This window comes from Nesterenkonia xinjiangensis, assembly GCF_013410745.1.
GTDB lineage: Bacteria > Actinomycetota > Actinomycetes > Actinomycetales > Micrococcaceae > Nesterenkonia > Nesterenkonia xinjiangensis.
This window is the reverse complement of record NZ_JACCFY010000001.1, coordinates 92,744-114,177: the sequence shown is the minus strand read 5'-3', so window position 1 is coordinate 114,177 and position 21,434 is coordinate 92,744. Positions and strand designations below refer to the sequence as shown.

The following is a 21,434-nucleotide window of genomic DNA, read 5'->3' as shown; positions in this document are numbered from 1 at the left end:
GGGAGCACAAGGGGGTTTCGCTGGAGATTCCCTGGATGTTCAGTCCTCGAAGAATCCCATTCTCGCTTCCAAGGGGCGGGCCTGCTCCTTGAGCAGCGTCGCGAGCTCTGCGAACTGGGACTCCGGGAGACGGAACGAGGGGCCGGTGATGGACAGGGCCGCCTTCACCTGGCCGCCCTCGCCCCGGACCGGCACGGCCAGAGCATTGATCCCCGGCTCCCATTCGGCCACGGCGGAGGCCCAGTTGCGGTGACGGATGGTCTCGAGCTCCGTCCGCAAGACTCCGGGGTCGGTCATCGTCATGCCCGTGAAGCTGTCGAGGCCGCGTTCGACGAGTCGGTCGAACTCGTCCTCCTCCGCATGCGCGAGCAGCATCTTGCCCGTCGAGGTGGCATGCAGGGGTCCGCGCTGCCCCACGTACTGGTGGCTGACGCTGAGCATCTGGTCATCGGTGGCCTGGATGATGGTCACGGCGTATCCGTCGTCGAGGATGGCGATGTTGACCGTCTCGTTGAGCTGCGCCGCCAGTGCGTTGCAGCAGATCTGGGCGTCCTTGGTGAAGTCCATCTGGGCGGTGACCGAGTTCGCCATGCGCAGCAGTCCGATGCCGAGGCGGTAGGCGCCGCGTTCCGACTCCTGTTCGACCAGGTGGTGGAGCTCGAGGGTTCCGAGGAGGCGGAAAGCCGTGGAGCGGTGGACGTCGAGGTGTCGCGCGACCTCGGCGATCGTCATGTGTGGCTCTTCGCTGAGGGCCTTCAGGATCTCGACCGCGCGGTCCACGGACTGGATGCGGCTCAGGTTCTCTGGCTTCATGAAAATTTCTCTCGAATCAATCGGTGGATTCCCTTGACGTGACCAGCAGGTGCGGTGAAACTGATCACACAACATGTTGCGCATAGCAAATCATGTTGCTCTATAGGCAACACTAGGTGAAACCGGTGGTGATGGCAAGTGAGTTTCCGTGTCTGTTCCCTGCAGGATCTGACTCCGGGGGAAGGTCTGCGCATCGATGCAGTGAGCCCCCCGATCGCTGTGTTCCTGACCGAAGACGGCCAGGTGCACGCGATCGACGACACCTGCACCCATCAGGATGCCTCTCTGGCCGCCGGGTGGGTCGAGGACTGCAGGGTGGAGTGCCCGTTGCATGAGAGCACGTTCTCGCTCCGCACAGGAGCGGTCGATCAGCCGCCCGCGAAGCGCGGGGTGCGAGTCCACAGCGTCGAACTCGACGGCGAGGACGTCCTCGTGGAGCTCTCCCAGGACGCACCGAACCTGCCTCCGGGGGTGACGGTCTGATGGACACCACCTCGATGCAGAACCCCAGCGCCGGCCTCCCCGCCGAAGGACACCTGCTGATCGTCGGCGCAGGTCTGGCGGGCTACCACGTGGCACGCGGGGCCCGGCTCACCGGCCACGTCGGTCCGATCACCGTCCTCGGCGACGAGCTGCACCCCGCCTATGACCGTCCCGCATTGAGCAAGGCCTTCCTCAGCGGGGCCGCGGCGTTCGAGCACCTCGTGCTGGATGACCCTGAGAACCCCTTGGACGTGACATGGTTCGGCGGGGCCGCGGCCGAGCATCTCTCCGCGTTTCCCCTGGGCGTCCACACCTCCGACGGTCGTTTCCATGCCGCTGATGCCGTCGTCGTCGCCACTGGAGCGCAGGCCTGCCGTCTGCCGCTGTCCGGGGGAGCCACTTTCGTGCTGCGCAACATCGACGACGCGATGGCGCTGCGCAGTCGAGTGATCGAGAACAAGCGCATCGCCATCGTCGGTGGAGGTTTCCTGGCTCTCGAGGCGGGAGCCACCTGCGTGGAGCGAGGAGCCGCCGAGGTCACGGTGGCCGCCGGAGAGGACTACCCCGGCACCGCCAGACTGGGAGTCCCCGTCGGCCAGGCTGTGCGGAAGCTCCATGAGCGGCACGGTGTCAGTTTCGCGCCGGCGAGCCGGGCCGACTCCGTCCGGGACGTGCCCAGTGGGCAGGAGCTGGTGCTGGCCAACGGCCACAGGGTGGAGGCGGACATCGTGATCTGCGCCATCGGCGCCACTCCGGCCACCTCCTGGCTGAGAGACGGCGTCCTGAGCCTGGACCCCACCAGCGGGGCCATCCTCTGCGATGACACCGGATTCACCGGCATGCCCGGCATCTGGGCTGCGGGGGACTGCGCGCAGTGGGCATCGCAGGCGTCGGGGCTGCGTCCCGTCGGACATTGGCAGGAGGCCGTCGAACAGGCGGGCATCCTCTCAGCATCCCTCACCGGCACCTCACCGGCCCCTTTCCAGGAACCGTATTTCTGGTCCGAGCAGTACGAGGTGAAGATCCAGGCCGCCGGCCGGATCAGCCACGCCAACGAGGTGCGCGTGGTCGACGGCAGCATCGAGACCGATGACCTGCTGCTCAGCTACCTGCGTGACGGCGCAGAGGTGGGGATCCTCGGCTTCAACCGCCTGCGTGAGGTCAAGCGGTGGCGGAAGCAGCGGCAGATCCGCACCGCAGACGTGCTGGTCGCCTGAGCCCCTGGCGAGCCCCTGACCCCGGAAAGAGAGAACACATCCCCATGATCATCGATCACCTGGACGAGCCCCTTCCCGGTTCCTCCCTGCGGTCCACACCGCCGGGGGACACCTACACCGACCCGGAGATCTTCGCCCAGGAGCAGGCAGCGATCTTCGAGAAGATGTGGAACTGCGTGCTCCGAGCTGATTCTCTGCCCTCGGCCGGTGAATGGAAGAAGGTGACGATCGGCCGCGAGGAGATCATCGTGGTCCGGACCCGACGATCCGGCATCGCCGCCTACTACAACGTCTGCCGCCATCGGGGGATGCGAGTCTGCACCACCGATCAGGGGCGCAGCAAGACCCTGCAGTGCGGCTATCATGCCTGGACCTACGCGCTGGAGGGGGAGCTCGTCGCCGCTCCTAATCTGACCTCCATGCCCGATGTCGACAACAAGGCCTACGGCCTGCGACCGGTCCACGTACGCGAATGGCTGGGGTATGTGTGGGTCTGCCTGGCCGACATTCCCCCGGACTTCGACCAGGCCGTGCTCGGCGAGGTCAGGACCAGCTTCGGTGAGGTGGAGTCCATCGACAACTACGGCATCGAGAACCTCGCCTGCGGGGAGACGAAGACCTACGACGTCCAGGCGAACTGGAAGCTCATCATCGAGAACTTCATGGAGTGCTACCACTGCGCCACGATCCATCCTGAGCTGACCGAGGTCATCCCCGAGTTCGCCGACGGCCTCGCCTCTCAGCGCGAGAACGGCGAGGTCCATGGAGCCGCTTTCGGCAGCGAGATCGACGGCTTCACCGTCGACGGTTCCTCCGGGGTCTCCGAACTGCCCGCCATCGCGCCGGACCAGGAACGCAAGTATTACGCCATCACCGTCCGGCCACAGGTCTTCATCAACACCGTTCCGGACCACGTCATCCTCCACCGGATGTTCCCGGTCTCGGAGAGCCGCACCATCGTCGAGTGCGACTGGCTGTTCCTGCCCGAGGTGGTCGAGCAGATCCGCGCAGGGTCCCTGGACGTGTCGAAATCCGTGGAGCTCTTCCATCGGGTCAATCAGCAGGACTTCGAGGCCTGTGAACAGACGCAGCCGTCGATGTCCTCGAAGGTCTACGCCTCGGGCGGGGCATTGGTGCCCAGCGAGCACCACATCAGTGAATTCCACGACTGGTGGTATGAAGCTCTCGGCTGGCGTGCGCCGAAAGAGGCTCGCGACGAGCAGGCGACGGCGGCGCAGGCGTCTCGATGACGATCAGTGTCTTTGATCTGTTCAGTGTCGGGATCGGTCCGTCGTCTTCCCATACGGTGGGGCCGATGCGTGCGGCTCGTCGTTTCGTGGTCGAGGAGCTGCCTGCTCAGAAGGATCTGGGTGGGCTGGTGGAGGTCCGGGTGGATCTCTATGGGTCTCTGGCCGCTACGGGGCAGGGCCACGGCACGTTCGAGGCGGTGCTGCTGGGCCTGGAGGGCTGGGACGCAGAGGCGATCCTGCCCGAGGAGGTCGATGAGCGCATCGAGGATATGCGCGCCACCGGGACGGTCCAGGTCGGTGCCCAGGTCGGTGTTGGTTCTGGTGTGGATGTCACCCTGCGGGTGGAGGACTTCGTGCAGCGGCCCCTGACCTTCCTGCCGCAGCATTCCAATGGGATGGTCCTCACTGCCGTCGATGGTGCCGGCGCACCGTTGGCTGAGCAGACCTATTTCTCCATCGGCGGAGGGTTCGTGCTCACCGTGACCGAGGCGGAGGCTGCCTCCCTGGGTGAGGTGGTCGAGTCCGCGGAGGCGGAGGTCCCTCACCCCTTCACCACGGCGGCCGAGCTCATGGAGCACTGCCGCAGCACCGGCCGGGCTGTCTCTGAGGTGATGATGGCCAATGAGACCGTGATGCGCCCGGAGGAGGAGGTCCGGGCTGGGGTGCTGCACATCTGGCAGGTCATGGAGGAGTGTAAGAACTCCGCGTTGGGCCGCGCCGGGGTGCTGCCGGGTGGGTTGAACGTCCGGCGTCGTGCCCCGGGGTGGCATGCCCGGCTCACGGAGCAGGATCCGGATCGGTCGTATGCGTATTGGCAGGAGTGGGTCAATCTGGTGGCTTTGGCCGTGAACGAGGAGAACGCCTCGGGTGGCCGGGTGGTGACTGCGCCGACCAACGGGGCGGCGGGGATCATTCCGGCGGTGGGGTTCTATGCGACCCATTATGGGCCGGGAGGCAGTTTCATCGCGCCGGAGGATCGTGAAGAGGCGGTGGTGCGGTATTTGCTCACTGCTGCGGCGATTGGGGTGCTGTATAAGGAGCAGGCGTCGATCTCTGGTGCTGAGGTGGGGTGTCAGGGGGAGGTGGGTTCGGCGTCTTCGATGGCGGCTGCTGGGCTTTGTGAGGTCTTGGGTGGGTCTGCGGAGCAGGTGGAGAATGCTGCGGAGATTGCGATGGAGCACAATCTGGGGTTGACCTGTGATCCGATCTCGGGGTTGGTGCAGGTGCCGTGTATTGAGCGGAATGCGATTGCGGCGACTAAGGCGGTCAATGCGGCGCGGATGGCGTTGATGGGGGATGGGCAGCATCGGGTCTCGTTGGATGAGGTGATCGTGACGATGCGTGAGACGGGGGCGGATATGTCCTCGAAGTATAAGGAGACTGCTCAGGGCGGGTTGGCTGTGAACGTCATCGAATGCTGAAGCTCCGCCGCTGATCAGCCGGGGGAAGCCGCAAGAACTTCGAACCAGACAAGGAGCGACACCTATGACAGACACCATCTCCTCGCTGCGTGAGGAGGATCCGGACATCGCCGCGGCGATCGACGCCGAGCGGGAGCGACAGAGCACCACGCTGGAGATGATCGCTTCGGAGAACTTCACCTCGCCGGCCGTGATGGAGGCTCAGGGCTCGGTGCTGACCAACAAGTACGCCGAAGGGTACCCAGGTGCTCGATACTACGGCGGCTGCGAGCACGTGGACGTGGTCGAGCAGATCGCCATCGACCGTGTGCGGGAGCTCTTCGGGGCTGAAGCGGCCAATGTCCAGCCCCATTCCGGAGCCCAGGCCAATGCGGCGGCGCTCTCCGCCCTCCTCACGCCCGGTGAGACGATCCTCGGACTCGACCTTGCCCACGGCGGTCACTTGACCCATGGGATGCGGCTGAACTTCTCCGGCCGACTCTATGATGCCGTCTCCTACAGGGTGAGGGAGTCCGATCATCTGATCGACATGGATGAGGTGGCCCGCCTGGCCCGTGAACACCGCCCGCAGGTGATCATCGCCGGGTGGTCCGCGTATCCCCGCCAGCTGGACTTCGCGGCGTTCCGCCGCATCGCGGACGAAGTCGGAGCCTATCTGCTGGTGGACATGGCACACTTCGCCGGGCTTGTGGCCGCGGGCCTCCACCCCAGCCCGATCCCATACGCCGACGTGGTCACCACGACGACGCACAAGACCCTCGGCGGACCCCGGGGAGGTGTGATCCTCTCCCGGGCCGGCCTCGCGAAGAAGATCAACTCAGCAGTCTTCCCCGGCCAGCAGGGAGGGCCTCTGGAGCACGTGATCGCCGCCAAGGCGGTCGCCTTCCGCAGCGCCGCCACCCCGGAGTTCCGGGACAGGCAGCAGCGGACCCTCGACGGCGCCCAGGTCTTGGCGGAACGGCTGCGGCGGCCCGACGTCGCAGCCTCCGGCATCAGCCTGGTCAGCGGTGGGACCGACGTGCACCTGGTCCTGGTGGACCTGCGCCATTCCGAGCTGGACGGCCGTGAGGCGGAGGATCGGCTTCATCAGGTGGGCATCACGGTCAATCGCAATGCGGTGCCCTTCGACCCACGACCACCGATGATCTCCTCCGGGCTGCGCATCGGCACCCCGGCTCTGGCTACCCGAGGCTTCGGAGACGAGGAGTTCCGCGAGGTCGCCGACATCATCGCCTTCGCTCTTGCCCCTCAGCTGACCGCCAGAGACCACTCGGAGCTGCGTGAACGGGTCTCCTCCCTGGCTGGGAGGTTTCCGCTGCATCCCCACATGGAATCCGTCGTGAAGGAGGTCGTCTGATGGCCGAACAGCTGCCTGAGCACCCGGAGTTCCTCTGGGAGAACTCCGAGCCGAAGTCCTCCTACGACGTGGTGATCGTCGGCGGAGGAGGGCATGGGCTCGCCACCGCCTACTACCTGGCCGCCCACCACGGCATCACCAACGTGGCCGTGCTGGAACGCGGCTGGCTCGCCGGCGGGAACATGGCGCGCAACACGGCGATCATCCGCTCCAACTACCTGTGGGACGAGAGCGCCCACCTCTACGAGCGCTCCCTGAGCATGTGGGAGCAGCTCCCGGAGGAGCTCGACTACGACTTCCTCTTCTCCCAGCGAGGAGTGCTCAACCTCGCCCACACGCTGGGAGACGTCCGCGAGTCCGTGCGGCGCGTCGAGGCCAATCGGCTCAACGGGGTCGACGCCGAATGGCTGACTCCGGAGGAGGTCAAGGAGGTCTGCCCGATCCTCAACATCGGAGAGGACATCCGGTACCCCGTGATGGGGGCGACGTACCAGCCCCGGGCCGGCATCGCGAAGCACGACCATGTGGCCTGGGCGCTGGCGCGGCGGGCGGCGGAGCTCGGCGTGGACCTGATCCAGAACTGCGAAGTCACCGGGTTCCTCAAGGACGGGGAGCGCGTGGTCGGAGTGGAGACCAGCCGCGGACGCATCCATGCCGGGAAGGTCGGCCTCTGCGCGGCGGGACATTCCTCCATGGTCGCGGAGCTGGCGGGACTTCCCCTGCCCATCCAGTCGCACCCGCTGCAGGCGCTCGTCTCGGAGCTCTTCGAACCCGTCCACCCCACCGTGGTGATGTCCAACCACGTCCATGTCTACGTCTCCCAGGCGCACAAAGGCGAACTGGTCATGGGCGCCGGCATCGACCAATACGTCGGCTATGGGCAGCGTGGCGCCTTCCACATCATCGAGGAGCAGATGGCGGCCGCGGTCGAGCTGTTCCCGATCTTCGCCCGGGCCCATGTGCTGCGCACCTGGGGCGGAGTCGTGGACACGACCTTCGACGCCTCGCCGATCATCTCGAAGACCCCCATCGACCAGCTCTACGTCAACTGCGGCTGGGGCACCGGCGGCTTCAAGGGGACTCCGGCCGCCGGGTACACCTTCGCCCACACCATCGCCCATGACGAGCCGCACCCGCTGAACGCACCGTTCTCCCTGGAACGGTTTGAGACCGGCTTCCTCATCGACGAACACGGCGCCGCCGCCGTCGCCCACTGAACACCTGCCCGAAGAGGTGCCCACCATGATGCTGATCCCCTGCCCGCACTGCGGACCACGCAACGAGAACGAGTTCACCTATGGCGGCCAGGCGCAGGTCGCCTACCCCGATGACCCCCACGCCCTGGACGACGCCGCCTGGGCCCGCTACCTGTTCTACCGCGACAACACCAAGGGCCTCTTCGCCGAACGGTGGATGCACGCGACCGGCTGCGGGAAGTGGTTCGACGCGGTGCGGCACACCACCACCTATGAGTTCCACGAGGTCCGCCGTGTCGGCCGGATGCTCGAGACCGAGTCCACACCGGGGAAAGGCCCACACACATGACCAGCACGTCACGTCGAGTCCCCGCAGGCACGACTCCGCATGCCCGGATCGAGACCACCCGGCCGCGTCGCTTCATGCTGGACGGAGAGGAGCTGGCCGGCGCCGAGGGCGACACCGTCGCCAGCGCCATGCTCGCCAACGGGCGCATGCGTGTCGGCGACTCGATCTACCGGCGGCGGCCCCGAGGGATCTTCTCCACCGGCGTCGAGGAGCCCAACGCACTGATCTCCGTCAGACCCGGGGACCCTGACCAGGTCACCGAGTCGATGCTCACCGCCCCGAGCGTGGAGCTGGTCGACGGGATGGATGTGAGGCTGCTCTCCGGACTGGGCACCCTCGACCCCGGACAGGATCAGGCCTACTACGACCACAAGCACGTCCACACCGACGTGCTGGTGGTGGGCGCCGGTCCTGCGGGGCTGGTCGCCGCGCGGGAGGCCGCTCGATCTGGGGCCCGGGTGATGCTGCTGGACGAGCGAGCTGAAGCCGGCGGAGAGCTCCTCTCCCGGCGCGACGCCCGCATCGACGGCCAGTCGGCGCATGCCTGGGTGCGCGGGGTCGTGGGCGAGCTGCAGGACGAGTCCGAAGCGGTCCACCTGCAACGCACCACCGTGGTGGGCAGCTACGACGCGAACTACATGATCGCCGTCGAGCGCCGCGCCGCCCACGGGCAGGGTCCGAGGCCCGACGGCGTCTCCCGGGAACGCGTGTGGCACATCCGCGCCGCCCAGGTGGTCCTGGCCACCGGGGCCCACGAACGGCACCTGGTCTTCGCCGACAACGATCGCCCCGGCATCATGCTGGCCTGCGCGGTGCGGTCCTATCTGAATCGTCACCGCGTGCTCGTCGGGGATCGGACGGTCGTCGCCACCACCGGAGACTGGGCCTACGAGGTCGTCGAGGACCTTCGGAAGGCCGGGGGACAGGTCGTCGCCGTCGTCGACTCCCGCCCGGAGCTCTCCGCACGGGCCCGTCGGGCACAGGACGCGGGGGTGCCCGTCCACACCGGTTCCGTCGTCGTGGGCACCGGCGCCGACGAGGACGGCGGCCTGGCCTCCGTGACGGTCAGCGGGATCGCCGAGGACGGCACGCTCACCGGTGAGGTCCTCAGCCGTGACGCAGACGTGCTGGCCCTCTCCGGGGGGTTCACCCCGACCATCCACCTGCACACCCAGCGTCAGGGACGGATCCGGTGGCACGACGCGCTGGCGGCCTTCGTGCCGGACGCTCCCGTGCCGGGCCAGCGGACAGCCGGCATGATCAACGGCCGAGCAGACCTCGCGGGGGCCCTCCTGGAGGGCGCAGAGGCCGGTGCGGCTGCCGCGAGTGACACCGGGTTCGCCCGCACGGCCCAGGTGCCGCAGGCCCAGGAGGAGCAGCTGGCGCCGGCCCGGCCCGTGTGGCTCGTGCCCTCGCTCCACGGAGACGACGCGGAGGCCTACCGGAACCACTTCGTGGACTTCCAGCGGGATCAGACCGTCGCCGACGTCATGCGTGCCACCGGAGCCGGGATGCGTTCGGTGGAGCACGTCAAGCGGTACACCTCCATCTCCACCGCCCATGACCAGGGCAAGACCAGCAGCGCCGCCCTGGTCGCGACCCTGGCCTCTCTGCTCGGCAAGGAGAACCCGGCGGGCATCGGGCTCACCGCGTTCCGCCCTCCGTACACGCCGGTGACCTTCGCCGCGCTCGCCGGGACACGGAGAGGAGAGCTCTTCGACCCGGCGCGGATCACGCCCATGCACCCGTGGCACCTGGAGCAGGGGGCCGAGTTCGAGGATGTCGGCCAGTGGAAGCGGCCCTGGTACTTCCCGCGGTCCGGAGAGACCATGGATGCGGCTGTGCTGCGTGAATGTGCCGCCGTGCGCGACTCAGTCGGCTTCATGGACGCCACCACGCTGGGCAAGATCGAGATCCGCGGCGCAGACGCCGGCGAGTTTCTTAACCGGATCTACACCAATGCCTTCAAGAAGCTCGCGCCGGGCAAGGCCCGTTACGGGGTGATGTGCGCCCCGGACGGGATGATCTTCGACGACGGCGTGACCCTCCGCCTTGAGGACGACCGCTACCTGATGACCACCACCACCGGAGGGGCGGCGGGAGTCCTGGACTGGTTGGAGGAGTGGCTCCAGACAGAGTGGCCCGAGCTCGACGTCACCTGCACCTCGGTGACCGAGCAGTACGCGACGGTGGCCGTGGCGGGTCCGCGCTCCCGAGACGTCATCGCGGCCCTGGCGCCGGATCTCGACGTCTCCGCGGAGGGCTTCGAGTTCATGGCCTTCCGTGAGACGGTGCTCGCCTCCGGCATCCCCGCGCGGATCTGCCGGATCTCCTTCTCGGGCGAGCTCGCCTTCGAGGTCAACGTGGCCTCCTGGTACGGACTGCGTGTCTGGGAGGACATCGCCGCGCTCGGGGCGCCCTATGGGATCACTCCCTACGGAACCGAGACCATGCATGTGCTGCGCGCGGAGAAGGGGTACATCATCGTCGGGCAGGACACCGACGGCACGGTGACCCCTCAGGACGCCGGCATGGACTGGGTCGTCTCGTCCCGCAAGGACTTCATCGGTCGGCGTTCGTACTCGCGTCCGGACAACGTGCGAGAAGACCGCAAACACCTGGTTTCGGTGCTGCCTCGGGACGAGCAGCTCCGGCTCCCCGAAGGCTCCCAGCTGATCGATCCGGACAACGACCTCACGAAGATACCGGTGCCCACGGAGGGGTGGGTCACCTCCTCCTACCGTTCCCCGGCGCTGGGGCGCACCTTCGGGCTGGCGCTGATCACCGGCGGGCGGACCAGGATCGGGGAGACGCTCCATGCGATCGTCGACGATCGACCAGTCGAGGTCGTCGTCTCGCCCACCGTGCTTTTCGACCCTGAAGGGAGCCGTCGCGATGGCTGACATCCACACCCGAGGCCCGGCCGAGCTGAGACGAGCTCCGCTGGACCACCTCCGAGAGGCGTTGGCGTCCTGCTCCGCGCAGGCGCCGACTCAGATCACGCTGCAGGAACAGCCCTTCAGCACGCAGATCGGTCTGCGCGCGATGCCCGGCACCGCCGCACACCGCGCGCTCGCCGACGCCACAGGAGCGGGGCTGCCGGCGCAGGTCGGCGAAGTCCGCGGCGGCCCGGACGGGGTCGGCGTGCTCTGGCTGGCACCCGACGAGTTCCTCGTCGTGGCGCCCCCGGACAGCCACCCGCTGCTGGCCGCCGCCCTGGGGGCCGCCCTTGGGGACGCGCCCGGTCAGGCGGTGGACCTGTCGGCGAACCGGACCATCATCGAGGTCCGTGGCGCCCAGGCCAGGAGCCTGCTGGAGAAGGGGGTCCCTGCCGATCTGCACCCCCGTGCGCTGCCCCCGGGGTCAGCGGTGGCGACGACCCTCAGCACGGTCCCTGTGCTGCTGTGGCGCACTGAGCTCCACAGCTTCCGCCTGATGCCGCGGGCCTCCTTCGCCGACTACGTGGCACGGTGGCTCCTCGACGCTGCGCGCGAGCACCGCCCCGCATCCTTGTCCGACCATCCTGAGGAGGTCTCATGCCCAGCGACCGTGGGATGATCCTGACCCTGGACTGCCCCTCCACTCTGGGGATCGTCCATGCCGTGAGCGAAGTCCTGCTGGACCACGGCTGCAACATCATGGAGCTCGCCCAGTTCAACGATCCGCGGGCCGGCCATTTCTTCCTGCGGGCACGGGCCGACACCACCGACGGCGGGTCGTCCACATCCGCGGAGTCCTCCCTGGACGCTGTGGAGGCGTCGCTGCGCCCCGTGGCCGAGCGCTTCGGCATGAACTGGACTCTGCGTGCCGCCGACGCCAAGCCTCGAGTGCTGGTGATGGTCTCGAAGTTCGAGCACTGTCTCAACGACCTGCTCTTCCGCACGCGAAAGGGCGACCTGCCGATCGAGATCGTGGCGGTGGTGTCGAACCATCCGGACCACCAGCGACTCGTCGAATGGCACGGGATCCCGTTCTTCCACATCCCCGTCACCCGGGAGACCAAGCCCCAGGCGGAGCAGGAGCTGCTGGACCTCGTGGACCGGATGTCGATCGACCTGGTGGTCCTCGCGCGCTACATGCAGATCCTCAGCGACTCGCTGGCGACACGGATGGAGGGCCGCGTCATCAACATCCACCACTCCTTCCTGCCCAGCTTCAAGGGGGCCAAGCCGTACCACCAGGCCTACGAGCGGGGCGTCAAGACGGTGGGGGCGACGGCCCACTACGTCAACAGCGAGCTCGACGAGGGCCCGATCATCGCTCAGCGAGTCGTGGAGGTCGACCACACCCACGGCCCTGAGGATCTCGTCGCAGCCGGGCGGGACACCGAGTGCAAGGCCCTCTCAGAGGCCGTCCGGTGGCACGCAGAGGGCCGGGTCATCCTGCACGGGAGCAAGACCGTGGTGCTGCGCTGACCCGCCTCGGCGGTGTCGGAGGTCAGGGCTCCTGTCACTCCAGCATCGCGTTGACCCGCTCATTGAGGTCGGCCAGGGTCTCCGCGTCGCGGCCGCCGATGTAGATCTCATCCATCGCCGGAGTCATCAGGGCGTCGATCGCTCCGAACTGGTCGGTCACCGGGTAGAACATCGTGTGCTGCTCCTCCACCAGGTCGGTGAACGGGGAGACGTCGATCCCCCGCTCGGCGAAGGCCTCGACGGCTCGGTCCGTGGACGCGGGCCGGGCCGGGAGGACCACCGCCGCGTCGCCCACGATGTTCTGGCAGGTCTCCGACCCCAGGAAGGCCACCAGCCGAGCGGCCTCCTGCGGATGGTCGGTGTCGGCGCTGATCGAGTCCGCCAGGCCGTTGTACATGGAGACCGGATGGCCCGTCGGGCCCGAGGGAAGTCCAGCGATCCCGACGTCCACGCCGTCCAGACGCGTGTAGGAGTTGATCATCCAGGACCCGTCGGTGGTCATCGCGGCCTGCCCGGAGCCCAGCTGCTGCTGAGCGTTGGCGTCGCCACCGACCTCCTCATAGGAGGCCAGATAGCCCTTGTCCACGAAGCCGAACAGCCAGTCCAGTGATTCGTGGAGGCGCGGATCGTCGAAGTTGTACTCCTGGCCCCACACATCGGTGTCGGTGAACCGCCAACCGGTGGAGCCCGCCGTCCAGGACCACATCGTCTGCCCGGAGGTGCCCCCGGATCCCTGCGAGGCCAGCCCGTAGGTGACGACGTCGTCGGGGTCGAACTCCTCCTCGTCCCCGCGATGCCCCTGGGAGTCCACCGTCAACCTGGCCACGACCTCTTCGAAGGAGCCGCCGTCCTGGGGGTTCCAGTCCAGGTCCTGCAGGTCCTCAGGCGTCAGCCCGGCCTCGGAGAGCATGGTCTCGTTGTAGAAGACCGCCACCGTGTCGAAGTCCTTCGGCATTCCGTACCAGCCGCCGTCCTGGCCGACCCACAGATCCGCCAGACCTTCCTGGAACTCGTCGGCGTCCACCGCGGCGGTGGCGTCCAGGGAGTCCAGATCCAGCAGCAGGTCCCGTTGCACGTACTCCGGGTAGCGCGAGAGATGGTCGGTGAACACATCCGGTGCGGTGCCGGCCACGAAGCCGGCGGTGAGCTTCATCCAGTAGTCGTCGAACCCGTACTGGCTGATCCGGACCCGCACATCCGGGTTCTCCTCTTCGAAGGCGTCCACGCACTGCTGATAGGGCAGTAGCTGGTTGGCGTCCCAGAGCCAGTAGTCCAGGTCCACGGAGTCATCGCCGACGGCGACCCCGCAGCCAGTCGCCGTGACCGCCAGGGCGGCGGCGAGTCCCAGTCCGGCGGAGCGTGCCGCGTGGCGGGGTGCCTGTGAGCCTCTCATCTCCGACCTCCTCACTTGATCCCGCTGAAGCCGATGGAGCTGACGATGCGCCGGGCGAATGCTAGGAAGAGCAGCAGCATCGGCAGCGCCGCCACCAGCGTCGCGGCCATCAGTCCCGCCCAGTCCGGCCCGGTCTGTGGACTCTGCTCGGTGAAGTTGCCCAGGGCCACGGTCAGCACCCGGGAATCGTCGGTGTAGGACACCATGAGCGGCCACAGGTAGTCGTTCCAGGCCGTGATGTAGGTCAGGATCGACACTGTGGCGACCGGCCCCGCCGTCATCGGAATGATCAGCGTGAAGAACACCCTGATCCTGCCGGCGCCGTCGATCATCGCCGCCTCCTCCACCTCCAGGGGCACGTTCATGAAGAACTGCCGCAGAAAGAAGATGGCGAAGGGGGTCATGAACATGCTGGGCAGCATGATCCCCAGCAGCGTGTCGATCAGGCCCAGCTCGCGTACCAGGAGGAAGTTCGGGAGCAGGGTGAAGATCACCGGCACCATGAGCGAGATCAGGAACAGCCCGAAGACGAAGTCCCGTCCGCGCCAGTGCAGCCGGGAGAACGCGTAGGCCGCCATGGCGGAGAAGAAGACCTGGCACAGGGTGATGCCGGTGGCCATCAGGACGGTGTTGATCAGGTAGCGCCAGAAGTCGATCGACGCTCCGGACCCGCCCTCCGCGATGGCCTGTTCGGTCTCCTGCAGTCCGAAGACCCGCTGGAACCCTCCCAGATTCGCATCGGCAGGCATCAGCGAGATCGTGTTGGCGTAGAGCGCGCTGTTGCTGGACAGCGCCGTGCGCAGCATCCAGAAGAAGGGGAACAGCGTGATGATCAGCAGGATGACCATCAGGGCCCAGGCGAGGATCCTGCCCGGAGGGGGAGGACGTCGTCGAGGTGCGGGCGGCGGAGAGGCCGGGCGGGCTTCGGTCGGGTCGAGGGCGGTCGCAGCACTGGTCATGGTCGTGGCCTCCTCAGTTCAGGTCCGTCTGGCCGGCTCGGGTCACCCGGTACTGCAGGACGGTGACCACCAGGAGGATCACCAGCAGCGCCACGCTCAGCGCGGCGGCGTAGCCGAAGTTGAACTGGCCGAAGGCGTTGTCATAGATGTAGAGCTGCAGCACGCGGCTGGAGTCGACAGGGCCGCCGTTGGTGGTGACTGCCACGGTGTCGAAGACCTGGAATGAGCCGATCACGGAGATGATCAGCACCAGCCCCAGGATGGGGCGCAGCAGCGGCACCGTGATCGTGAAGAACTGCCGCAGCTCGGACGCCCCGTCCACCCGTGCGGCCTCGTAGAGGTTGGACGGGATCGCCTGGAGGCCGGCGAAGAGCAGCAGCGCCGTGTAGCCCATGTGTCGCCAGACGTTGACCAGGGCGATGGTCGGGATGACCCAGGCCTCGGTGGTGAAGAAGCCGACCCGGCCGACCCCCAGCGAGTCCAGGAACTGATTGCCGATGCCGAGCTGGAAGTCCAGTATCCACAGGAACACCAGGGCCGCGACGACATTGGAGACCAGGAAAGGGGTCAGCACCAGGGAGCGGAGCAGGATGGAGCGGCTCAGGCGCTGCATCAGCACGGCCAGCAGCAGCGCCACCACGGTCTGCACCCCGATGTTGATCACCACATAGATCAGCGTGACCCGCACGGCGTTCCAGAAGACCGGATCACCGATCATCTCCTGATAGTTGGCCAGCCCGACGAAGCGGGCCGGGGTGAGGATGTCCCAGGAGGTGAAGCTGAGCCAGATCCCGCGGACCAGCGGCCAGAAGTAGAACACCACCAGTCCGATCGCGGCGGGCAGGATGAACATCAGGGCCAGCCGGGTGTCATCGCGGCGTCCGGCCGTGCGGGGTCGGCCGAGACGCGGCCGTGCGGGGGCGGGGTTCTCGACTGCGCTCATCAGGTCCTCCCAGGGGCTCCGCCGCCGTCAGCGGCCGGGTCCGTCGCCGAAGTCGGGGATGTCCATGCGGGTGCCGGCGGCACGGGCCGAGGCGTGGGCGACGATGCCCGGGGCGGTGAACTTCGCGGCCAGCCAGGCGTCGACGGGGGGCCGTTCCCCGGTGACCACGCCGCGCACGAAGTCGTCGGCCAGGTAGTGGTGGGCTCCCTCGTGGCCGTTGGGAGCCCCCTCGAACTCCGCGGGCAGGCGGGAACGGTCGTGCACCGGGGCCGTGCCGGAGGTGAAGGCGGCGCGCAGGGCGGGGTCGACGTCGCTGAGGTCGGTGTCCCCGCTGCTGTCCCGCACCGGAAGGAAGTCATCGGAGATGTCGCGGGACTCGGTCTTGTCGTTCCAGACCGTCTGGTGGGCGAGCTGCTCGAAGCTCGCCTCGGTGCCGAAGAATCGGAAGCGGGACTCGCGGATATGGGAGGGGTAGCCCACCCGGCGCATCTCATTGGTGCGCAGCACGCCCCCGTCGGAGAGTTCGAACAGGGCGGTGGCGTTGGAGACGTCGTTGTCGAACTGGCTGACCTCGCGGTCGAAGACGCCGTCTGCTCGCCGGTCCTTCACCCCGAGGCAGCTCACACTGACGGCTCTGGCTGGAAGCGCGCCGAGGACCCCGCCCACAGCGTGGGTGGGGTAGAGCATGGGAGGGTAGCTGGCCGTGGCCTTCCAGTTCTCGCCGCCGCTGTACTGGTAGGCCGCGTAGAAGCCCAGGTCCATGTCGTGGACGTAGTCGCCCTCGGAGTAGAAGACCTGGCCGAGGTCGCCGGTGCGGACCTTCTCCCGCATGTAGACCGTGGCCGGGTTGTAGTAGCTGGTCTCGCCCATCATGTACGTCAGACCGGTGCGCTCCACGGCGGCGATGATCTGTTCGATCTCGGTGAGCTCCACGGCCATCGGCACCGCGGAGTAGACGTGCTTACCGGCCTCCAGGGCGGCCAGCACCAGCGGCCCGTGCGTCCAGCGCTGGGTGAAGATCGCGACGGCGTCGACGTCGGAGGCCAGCATCGCCTCGAAGCTGCCCACCACGGTGGCTCCGTCGTAATTCGCGGCGAGCTGCTCAGCCCGTTCCGGCTGCAGGTCGGTGATGCTGAGCCGGGAGACGTGGGGGTGCCGGTCCCAGAGTGTGGCGAAGCTCTTGGAGAACTGGCCGGCGCCGACGATGCCGATGCTGAAGCTGCCCGCCTCGGGAGAGAGTCGGCTGGCAGGTTCCGGGGGAAGCTGATGCATGGGTGGTGCCCTTTCGTGCGGCAGGAGCGGAGTGCGGTCCGAGGCGGAGAGGTCAACGCGTTCGAACAATGATCAACATTTGCGCTCAACTATCAACGGAAAGAGGGAGTGTGTCAAGACTCACATTCTTGTGGGACAAAGTGAATCGTTTTCTTGTATCGATGCAACGCCGCTGGAGCGTCGGCGCCGGCGGCCGCGCCCGGCGTCGCTCCTGATCCGGCTGACGCGCCAGAGGGGCGGTCGACCCTCTCGGGTCGACCGCCCCTCCCGTGACGTTCTGTCAGCGCTGGGTGCTTTGCCTCAGCGTGTCGCCAGCTCCGCGAGCTCCTCGGTGTCGAGCCCGCCGTGGAAGACGCGCAGGTCATCGATGGCGCCGTGGAACGGCGTGTCCCACCAGTTCACTCCGAGGGCGAACACGCCGTCAGCGGTCGTGAACACTTCGGGGAAGTCCTCACCGGAATGGGCCAGCTCGCCGTCCAGGAGAACCTCGACAGCACCGCCCTCCACGGTGAACGCCACGTGCGTCCACTCGTCCACGGGCAGCTGTTCACCCGCATCGCCGAGGTAGCGCTGCGCCGAGCCGGACCACAGGGTGGTCCTGCCCTCCGTGTCGGGTCCGGCATCGGGCACCAGGCTGACCCAGGCGGTGTCTGACCGGGCGCCGAAGAAGGTGGTGGTGTAGGGGGCCACCGTGGCCGGCCGCACCCAGAAGCTGACGGCATAGTCGGCATCGCTGATCAGGCCGTCCGGCAGGCGGATCCCGGAGTCACCGTCCAGCTGCAGGGCCTGGCCGTCGACTCCCTGGGTGAAGCTCGCCTGCTCATCCGGGCGGAGGTCCTCGATGCGGTCTCCGGTGACCACGCCGTCCCCGGCCGCGTCCCCGGTCCTGCCTTCGGCCGACGAGAGGTTGCCGTCGAAGCGGTAGTGCGCCACCATGCCGGGTTCGGGCCGGGCGGGGACGACGACGTCGAAGCGTGCGGTCTCCTGGTGGTCGCCCAGGGTGATCTCGGCGTGGAGCGTGACCTCGGCATCCGCCGAGCCGGGCTCAGGGCGGGTGACGTCGCCGTCGGCTGTGATGATCGATTCGTCGCTGCTGGTCCAGGTGATTTGGGCCCCGCGGCTGGCCTCCTGGGGAAGCTCCAGGCTCGAGAGGACCTCGTCCACCCCCTGCAGCGGCAGCTCGTCGCGGATCGCGGCGACGACGTCCTCGTCGCTCATCGGCTCCAGCTGGCTGCCCCAGAGGCTGACTCCCGCAGAGGAGAGCACGCTGAAGCTGAGCACCCAGTCGGAGGTGGTGGGATCCCATTCGTGGGTGAACACCCCGTGGTAGGTTTCGTCGTCGATGGTGAGCTCGGCCCCGTGCTGACCGGTGAGCTTCCAGCGGCCCTCCACGTCGCCTCTGATGCGGCCGTTCCGCTCCAGAGTGATGTCCACGGCCCGGGCGATCTCATCGCTGATGGCCTTGCCGTGATCGATGAGGCGGTAGTCGCCCACCGCATGCGGGCGATGCACCTTCTGCGCCTCGGCGCCGGCGTACCGGTACGGCGCCACCACGGGCCAGCCCTGGGAGTTCATATGCATCTCATGGGTGCGCACGTGGTGACGCTCTCCCTCCCCGGGGAAGCGGGAGTGGAAGATCAGGTGCATCCTGCCGGTCTCCGGGTCCAGGTGGCTCGTGCTGTGGCCGGGGGAGACGTAGCCGACTCCGTCGCCCGCGCCGGGGTCGCCGAGCTCGCGCTGGAAGAGGAAGTTGCCCATCAGCTTGGTGCCGTAGGGCTCGATGCTCTCGTCGTCGAATATCGGCAGCTCGGGGTCGGACTTCACCTCGCGCATGTCGTGGCCCTCGGCGTCGTAGTACGGTCCGGCCGGGTCCTCGGCGCGGGCCACGCGCATGTTGTAGCCGCCGTCGGCGTCGAGGCCCCCGAAAGTGGTGAAGAGGTAGTAGTAGCCGCTCTCCTCGTCGAACATCATGTTCGGCGCTTCAATCCGGCTGTGGTTGCCGCCCATCAGGTGGGTGCCGTAGCCCTGGTCCGGCTTCGGCAGCCCGGTGGTTTCGTCGAGCTCCAGGAGGAAGATGCCCCCGGAGTAGGAGCCGTAGACCATCCAGAGGTCGTCGTGCTCGTCATAGAAGATGTCCGGGTCGACCACGTTGGGGTGGACGGTGCCGTCATAGGCGGTGCCGTCCTCACTGGGACCCTCGCCCTCGCGATGTCCGGAGCGCAGGATGATGCCCTGGTCCTCATAGGGGCCGTCCACCTCGTCAGCGATGGCCACACCCATCGCCGAGCGTGGCGAGTCGCCACGGCAGGCGTTGTAGTACATGGCGAAGCGCCCGTCCGGCAGCTGGACCACATCGGGCGCCCACAGCGTGTCCGACTCCGCCCATTCGAGTGTCTCGGCCAGCTCCTGTGTGACGTCCTCGAAGAGCGGGTTCTCCGGGGTGACGTGATGGGCGGTCTGCTCCCAGTCGATGAAGTCCTCGGTCTTGGCGGCGGCGAGGTGGGAGCCGAAGACCCAATGCTCGTCGCCGGCGGCGACCAGTGCAGGGTCGTGCACGGTGACCTCGGTGAAGGCGGGAGGGTCTGGCAGGTCGGGCCCCGGCGGGGCCGCGGAGGCCGACGGTGCCAGGGTGAGGGTCAGCGCGGCGGCGAGCGTGGTCGCCGCGGCGCTCCGGGGGGTGCTCCGGATGGTCACAGGTTCTCCTCATCGGTCGAGCGATGGTCCGGTGGGGCGCACCACGGCGCCTGGGTTCCCTGTGTCGCAGCTCGCGGCACCTGCCGGTGTCGCGATGTACAACGTTGGAATGTGGCTCAGGTTACAACGTTGCATGTTCATGTCAAGGGTGTGCCGCGCTAACGGTCGTCGAGAGACAGGCAGGCCCACCGTGACCCCTCCAGGCTGCCGGCTCCGTGGGCGGCCGGAATCGGCCGAGCGCCCGCGGGGTCGGCCCCGTCGGGTGCACGGTGCGCCCGGTGCCTCAGGGGTGAGGGAGCACCTCTGACTCGAGTCGGGCGTAGCTGGTCTCCATGCCGTCCACCATGCCGGTGCCCAGGACGGTGTCGCGCAGCTCCTTGTCCGGATAGGTGATCACCACGTTCAGCAGCGTCCCTGCGTCCACCGGGGTCAGCGTCAGCTCATTGGTGGTGCTGGAGCCCTCGACGCCGATCATCCGCTCGGTCGTCACCTCACGATGCGGGGGCTGGGACTCCAGGATCTCCCCGGTGAAGCCGAAGCGCTGCTCACCCTCGTCGGACTCCCACTCGAACCGGTACGCGTCCCCGGGATCCTCGGCCACCTCGCACACCGGCATCGTCCATCCGTCAGGTCCGAGCATCCAGCGCCGCAGCAGCTCCGGGCTGCGATGGGCCTGCCAGACATCCTCCACGGATCCTGCGATGACCCGGCTGATGCGGACCTGGGTGTCGTTGAGAAGCTGCGAGCGGGCGGGGGAGCGGGGCAGGGGGTCGTGGAGGACCTCGTCCACCTGGCTCAGTGCCGAGCGGAGGCCCTCCTCCATTCCCATAGTCAGCAGCTCCTCCAGCTCGTCGGCTGAGTTGAAGAAGGTGCGGACGAGCAGGCGGGACCCGTCGGCGGACTCCTCGAAGCTGAAGGCCATCCGCATCGTCGGCATGTTCCGGTCCGGCTCGCCGTCGGGTCCGGCGAACCCGTCCAGGACCTCGAAGGAGTGGGGCGGCGTCACGGCGAGGAACTCCCACCAGCCGGCCGAGGTCTCCCCCTCCGGGCCGGTCATCACATACGCGGAGCGTCCGCCCGGAAACATGTCATGTCGGGTGAAGGTGGCGGGCCACTCGCGCGGCCCCCAGAAGCGTTCGAGCTGGCGTGGGTCGGCGTAGGCGTCCCACAGGCGGCGCAGCGGGACCGGGAAGTCCGCGGTGACGGTCATGGTCAGGGCCTCGAGGTCTTTGTCCACTGAGGTGATGGGCATGGTGCTGCCTTCCTGAAGGGCTCAGTCCTCAGCCAGCAGGTCGTCGAGTCGCGTGAGGCGTGTGCGCCAGAGCTCCTCGTATCGGTGCAGGAGGGACTGCGCGTGTCGGATGGTCTCGGGGCGGGCGCGCACCAGGCGTTCCCGGCCCCGGGTCTGTTTGGCGACCAGGCCTGCGGCGGCCAGGGCGGTGACGTGCTTCTGCACGGCGGCGAAGGACATGTCGTAGGCCTCCGCCAGGGCGGAGATGGTCTCCTCCTCCACCAGGGTGCGGCGAATGATGTCGCGCCGCGTGGCATCGGCCAGCGCGCGGAAGATCCGGTCGACGTCGTCGTCCTCCAGAGGGGCGACGCCGGAAGTCTGCGGCACTCGATATGAAACCATCAGGTTGTACGTTATGCCCCGCTCCTCCCACCGTCAAGG

Annotated in this window: 18 protein-coding genes; 10 read left to right on the top strand and 8 right to left on the bottom strand. The window is 67.7% G+C overall.

The window, feature by feature from the left end; all coding sequences use genetic code 11:
* Window positions 1–39: 39 nt before the first annotated feature.
* Window positions 40–813, bottom strand: coding sequence for an IclR family transcriptional regulator (locus tag HNR09_RS00535; protein ID WP_179540273.1), 774 nt, complete (start codon window positions 811–813; stop codon window positions 40–42).
* Window positions 814–951: 138 nt separating this feature from the next.
* Here HNR09_RS00535 and HNR09_RS00530 point away from each other — a divergent pair, with 138 nt between their 5' ends.
* The 10 genes from HNR09_RS00530 (at window position 952) to purU (ending at window position 12,501) form a co-directional block, all read left to right on the top strand.
* Complete coding sequence (locus HNR09_RS00530; RefSeq protein ID WP_179540272.1) at window positions 952–1,296, top strand: bifunctional 3-phenylpropionate/cinnamic acid dioxygenase ferredoxin subunit; 345 nt, start codon at window positions 952–954, stop codon at window positions 1,294–1,296.
* Window positions 1,296–2,513, top strand: coding sequence for an NAD(P)/FAD-dependent oxidoreductase (locus HNR09_RS00525; RefSeq protein ID WP_179540271.1), 1,218 nt, complete (start codon window positions 1,296–1,298; stop codon window positions 2,511–2,513). The genes HNR09_RS00530 and HNR09_RS00525 overlap by 1 nt, the downstream gene beginning before the upstream one ends.
* A 44-nt stretch (window positions 2,514–2,557) precedes the next feature.
* Entirely contained in the window at window positions 2,558–3,763 is a 1,206-nt protein-coding gene (locus tag HNR09_RS00520; protein ID WP_179540270.1) for an aromatic ring-hydroxylating oxygenase subunit alpha, read from the top strand.
* A complete protein-coding gene (locus HNR09_RS00515; protein WP_179540269.1) occupies window positions 3,760–5,184 on the top strand; it encodes an L-serine ammonia-lyase in 1,425 nt (474 codons plus the stop codon). The genes HNR09_RS00520 and HNR09_RS00515 overlap by 4 nt, the downstream gene beginning before the upstream one ends.
* Before the next feature lie 64 nt (window positions 5,185–5,248).
* The gene (gene glyA, locus HNR09_RS00510) at window positions 5,249–6,541 is read left to right on the top strand and encodes a serine hydroxymethyltransferase (protein WP_179540268.1); all 1,293 of its coding nucleotides are present in this window, start codon (window positions 5,249–5,251) and stop codon (window positions 6,539–6,541) included.
* Window positions 6,541–7,758: a sarcosine oxidase subunit beta family protein gene (locus tag HNR09_RS00505; RefSeq protein ID WP_179540267.1), complete on the top strand. Its 1,218-nt coding sequence runs from the start codon at window positions 6,541–6,543 to the stop codon at window positions 7,756–7,758. The genes glyA and HNR09_RS00505 overlap by 1 nt, the downstream gene beginning before the upstream one ends.
* Before the next feature lie 25 nt (window positions 7,759–7,783).
* Window positions 7,784–8,086 (top strand): sarcosine oxidase subunit delta, encoded by a 303-nt coding sequence (locus HNR09_RS00500; protein WP_179540266.1) that lies wholly within the window; start codon window positions 7,784–7,786, stop codon window positions 8,084–8,086.
* On the top strand, window positions 8,083–10,989 hold the full coding sequence (locus HNR09_RS00495; protein ID WP_179540265.1) for a sarcosine oxidase subunit alpha family protein: 2,907 nt from the start codon (window positions 8,083–8,085) through the stop codon (window positions 10,987–10,989). The genes HNR09_RS00500 and HNR09_RS00495 overlap by 4 nt, the downstream gene beginning before the upstream one ends.
* Entirely contained in the window at window positions 10,982–11,644 is a 663-nt protein-coding gene (locus tag HNR09_RS00490; RefSeq protein ID WP_179540264.1) for a sarcosine oxidase subunit gamma, read from the top strand. Before HNR09_RS00495 ends, HNR09_RS00490 begins: the two co-directional genes overlap by 8 nt.
* Window positions 11,623–12,501: a formyltetrahydrofolate deformylase gene (gene purU / locus HNR09_RS00485; RefSeq protein ID WP_179540263.1), complete on the top strand. Its 879-nt coding sequence runs from the start codon at window positions 11,623–11,625 to the stop codon at window positions 12,499–12,501. Before HNR09_RS00490 ends, purU begins: the two co-directional genes overlap by 22 nt.
* Window positions 12,502–12,535: 34 nt before the next feature.
* Here purU and HNR09_RS00480 read toward each other — a convergent pair whose 3' ends face one another.
* The 7 genes from HNR09_RS00480 to HNR09_RS00450 all read right to left on the bottom strand — a co-directional run bounded on the left by HNR09_RS00480 (window position 12,536) and on the right by HNR09_RS00450 (window position 21,395).
* Window positions 12,536–13,894: an ABC transporter substrate-binding protein gene (locus HNR09_RS00480; protein WP_179540262.1), complete on the bottom strand. Its 1,359-nt coding sequence runs from the start codon at window positions 13,892–13,894 to the stop codon at window positions 12,536–12,538.
* An 11-nt stretch (window positions 13,895–13,905) separates the two neighbouring features.
* On the bottom strand, window positions 13,906–14,853 hold the full coding sequence (locus HNR09_RS00475) for a carbohydrate ABC transporter permease (protein WP_179540261.1): 948 nt from the start codon (window positions 14,851–14,853) through the stop codon (window positions 13,906–13,908).
* A 13-nt stretch (window positions 14,854–14,866) separates the two neighbouring features.
* Window positions 14,867–15,796, bottom strand: coding sequence for a carbohydrate ABC transporter permease (locus tag HNR09_RS00470; RefSeq protein ID WP_179540260.1), 930 nt, complete (start codon window positions 15,794–15,796; stop codon window positions 14,867–14,869).
* Between the two features lie 27 nt (window positions 15,797–15,823).
* A complete protein-coding gene (locus tag HNR09_RS00465) occupies window positions 15,824–17,068 on the bottom strand; it encodes a Gfo/Idh/MocA family protein (RefSeq protein ID WP_179540259.1) in 1,245 nt (414 codons plus the stop codon).
* A 300-nt stretch (window positions 17,069–17,368) separates the two neighbouring features.
* Window positions 17,369–19,762 carry a LamG-like jellyroll fold domain-containing protein gene (locus HNR09_RS00460; protein WP_343047385.1) on the bottom strand — a complete coding sequence of 798 codons (2,394 nt, stop codon included), beginning with the start codon at window positions 19,760–19,762 and terminating at the stop codon, window positions 17,369–17,371.
* Window positions 19,763–20,045: 283 nt separating this feature from the next.
* Window positions 20,046–21,014, bottom strand: a complete 969-nt coding sequence (locus tag HNR09_RS00455; protein WP_179540258.1) for an SRPBCC family protein — start codon at window positions 21,012–21,014, stop codon at window positions 20,046–20,048.
* 21 nt (window positions 21,015–21,035) lie between these two features.
* A complete protein-coding gene (locus tag HNR09_RS00450) occupies window positions 21,036–21,395 on the bottom strand; it encodes an ArsR/SmtB family transcription factor (protein WP_179540257.1) in 360 nt (119 codons plus the stop codon).
* Between the last annotated feature and the right edge of the window lie 39 nt (window positions 21,396–21,434).

Excerpts from the sequence above, each read along its gene's own strand:
- glyA (WP_179540268.1), top strand. The coding sequence starts at position 5,249 with ATGACAGACACCATCTCCTCGCTGCGTGAGGAGGATCCGGACATCGCC.
- HNR09_RS00475 (WP_179540261.1), bottom strand. The coding sequence starts at position 14,853 with ATGACCAGTGCTGCGACCGCCCTCGACCCGACCGAAGCCCGCCCGGCC.
- HNR09_RS00525 (WP_179540271.1), top strand. The coding sequence starts at position 1,296 with ATGGACACCACCTCGATGCAGAACCCCAGCGCCGGCCTCCCCGCCGAA.
- HNR09_RS00500 (WP_179540266.1), top strand. The coding sequence starts at position 7,784 with ATGATGCTGATCCCCTGCCCGCACTGCGGACCACGCAACGAGAACGAG.
- HNR09_RS00505 (WP_179540267.1), top strand. The coding sequence starts at position 6,541 with ATGGCCGAACAGCTGCCTGAGCACCCGGAGTTCCTCTGGGAGAACTCC.
- purU (WP_179540263.1), top strand. The coding sequence starts at position 11,623 with ATGCCCAGCGACCGTGGGATGATCCTGACCCTGGACTGCCCCTCCACT.
- HNR09_RS00480 (WP_179540262.1), bottom strand. The coding sequence starts at position 13,894 with ATGAGAGGCTCACAGGCACCCCGCCACGCGGCACGCTCCGCCGGACTG.
- HNR09_RS00455 (WP_179540258.1), bottom strand. The coding sequence starts at position 21,014 with ATGCCCATCACCTCAGTGGACAAAGACCTCGAGGCCCTGACCATGACC.
- HNR09_RS00515 (WP_179540269.1), top strand. The coding sequence starts at position 3,760 with ATGACGATCAGTGTCTTTGATCTGTTCAGTGTCGGGATCGGTCCGTCG.
- HNR09_RS00470 (WP_179540260.1), bottom strand. The coding sequence starts at position 15,796 with ATGAGCGCAGTCGAGAACCCCGCCCCCGCACGGCCGCGTCTCGGCCGA.
- HNR09_RS00465 (WP_179540259.1), bottom strand. The coding sequence starts at position 17,068 with ATGCATCAGCTTCCCCCGGAACCTGCCAGCCGACTCTCTCCCGAGGCG.
- HNR09_RS00450 (WP_179540257.1), bottom strand. The coding sequence starts at position 21,395 with ATGGTTTCATATCGAGTGCCGCAGACTTCCGGCGTCGCCCCTCTGGAG.
- HNR09_RS00495 (WP_179540265.1), top strand. The coding sequence starts at position 8,083 with ATGACCAGCACGTCACGTCGAGTCCCCGCAGGCACGACTCCGCATGCC.
- HNR09_RS00535 (WP_179540273.1), bottom strand. The coding sequence starts at position 813 with ATGAAGCCAGAGAACCTGAGCCGCATCCAGTCCGTGGACCGCGCGGTC.
- HNR09_RS00520 (WP_179540270.1), top strand. The coding sequence starts at position 2,558 with ATGATCATCGATCACCTGGACGAGCCCCTTCCCGGTTCCTCCCTGCGG.
- HNR09_RS00490 (WP_179540264.1), top strand. The coding sequence starts at position 10,982 with ATGGCTGACATCCACACCCGAGGCCCGGCCGAGCTGAGACGAGCTCCG.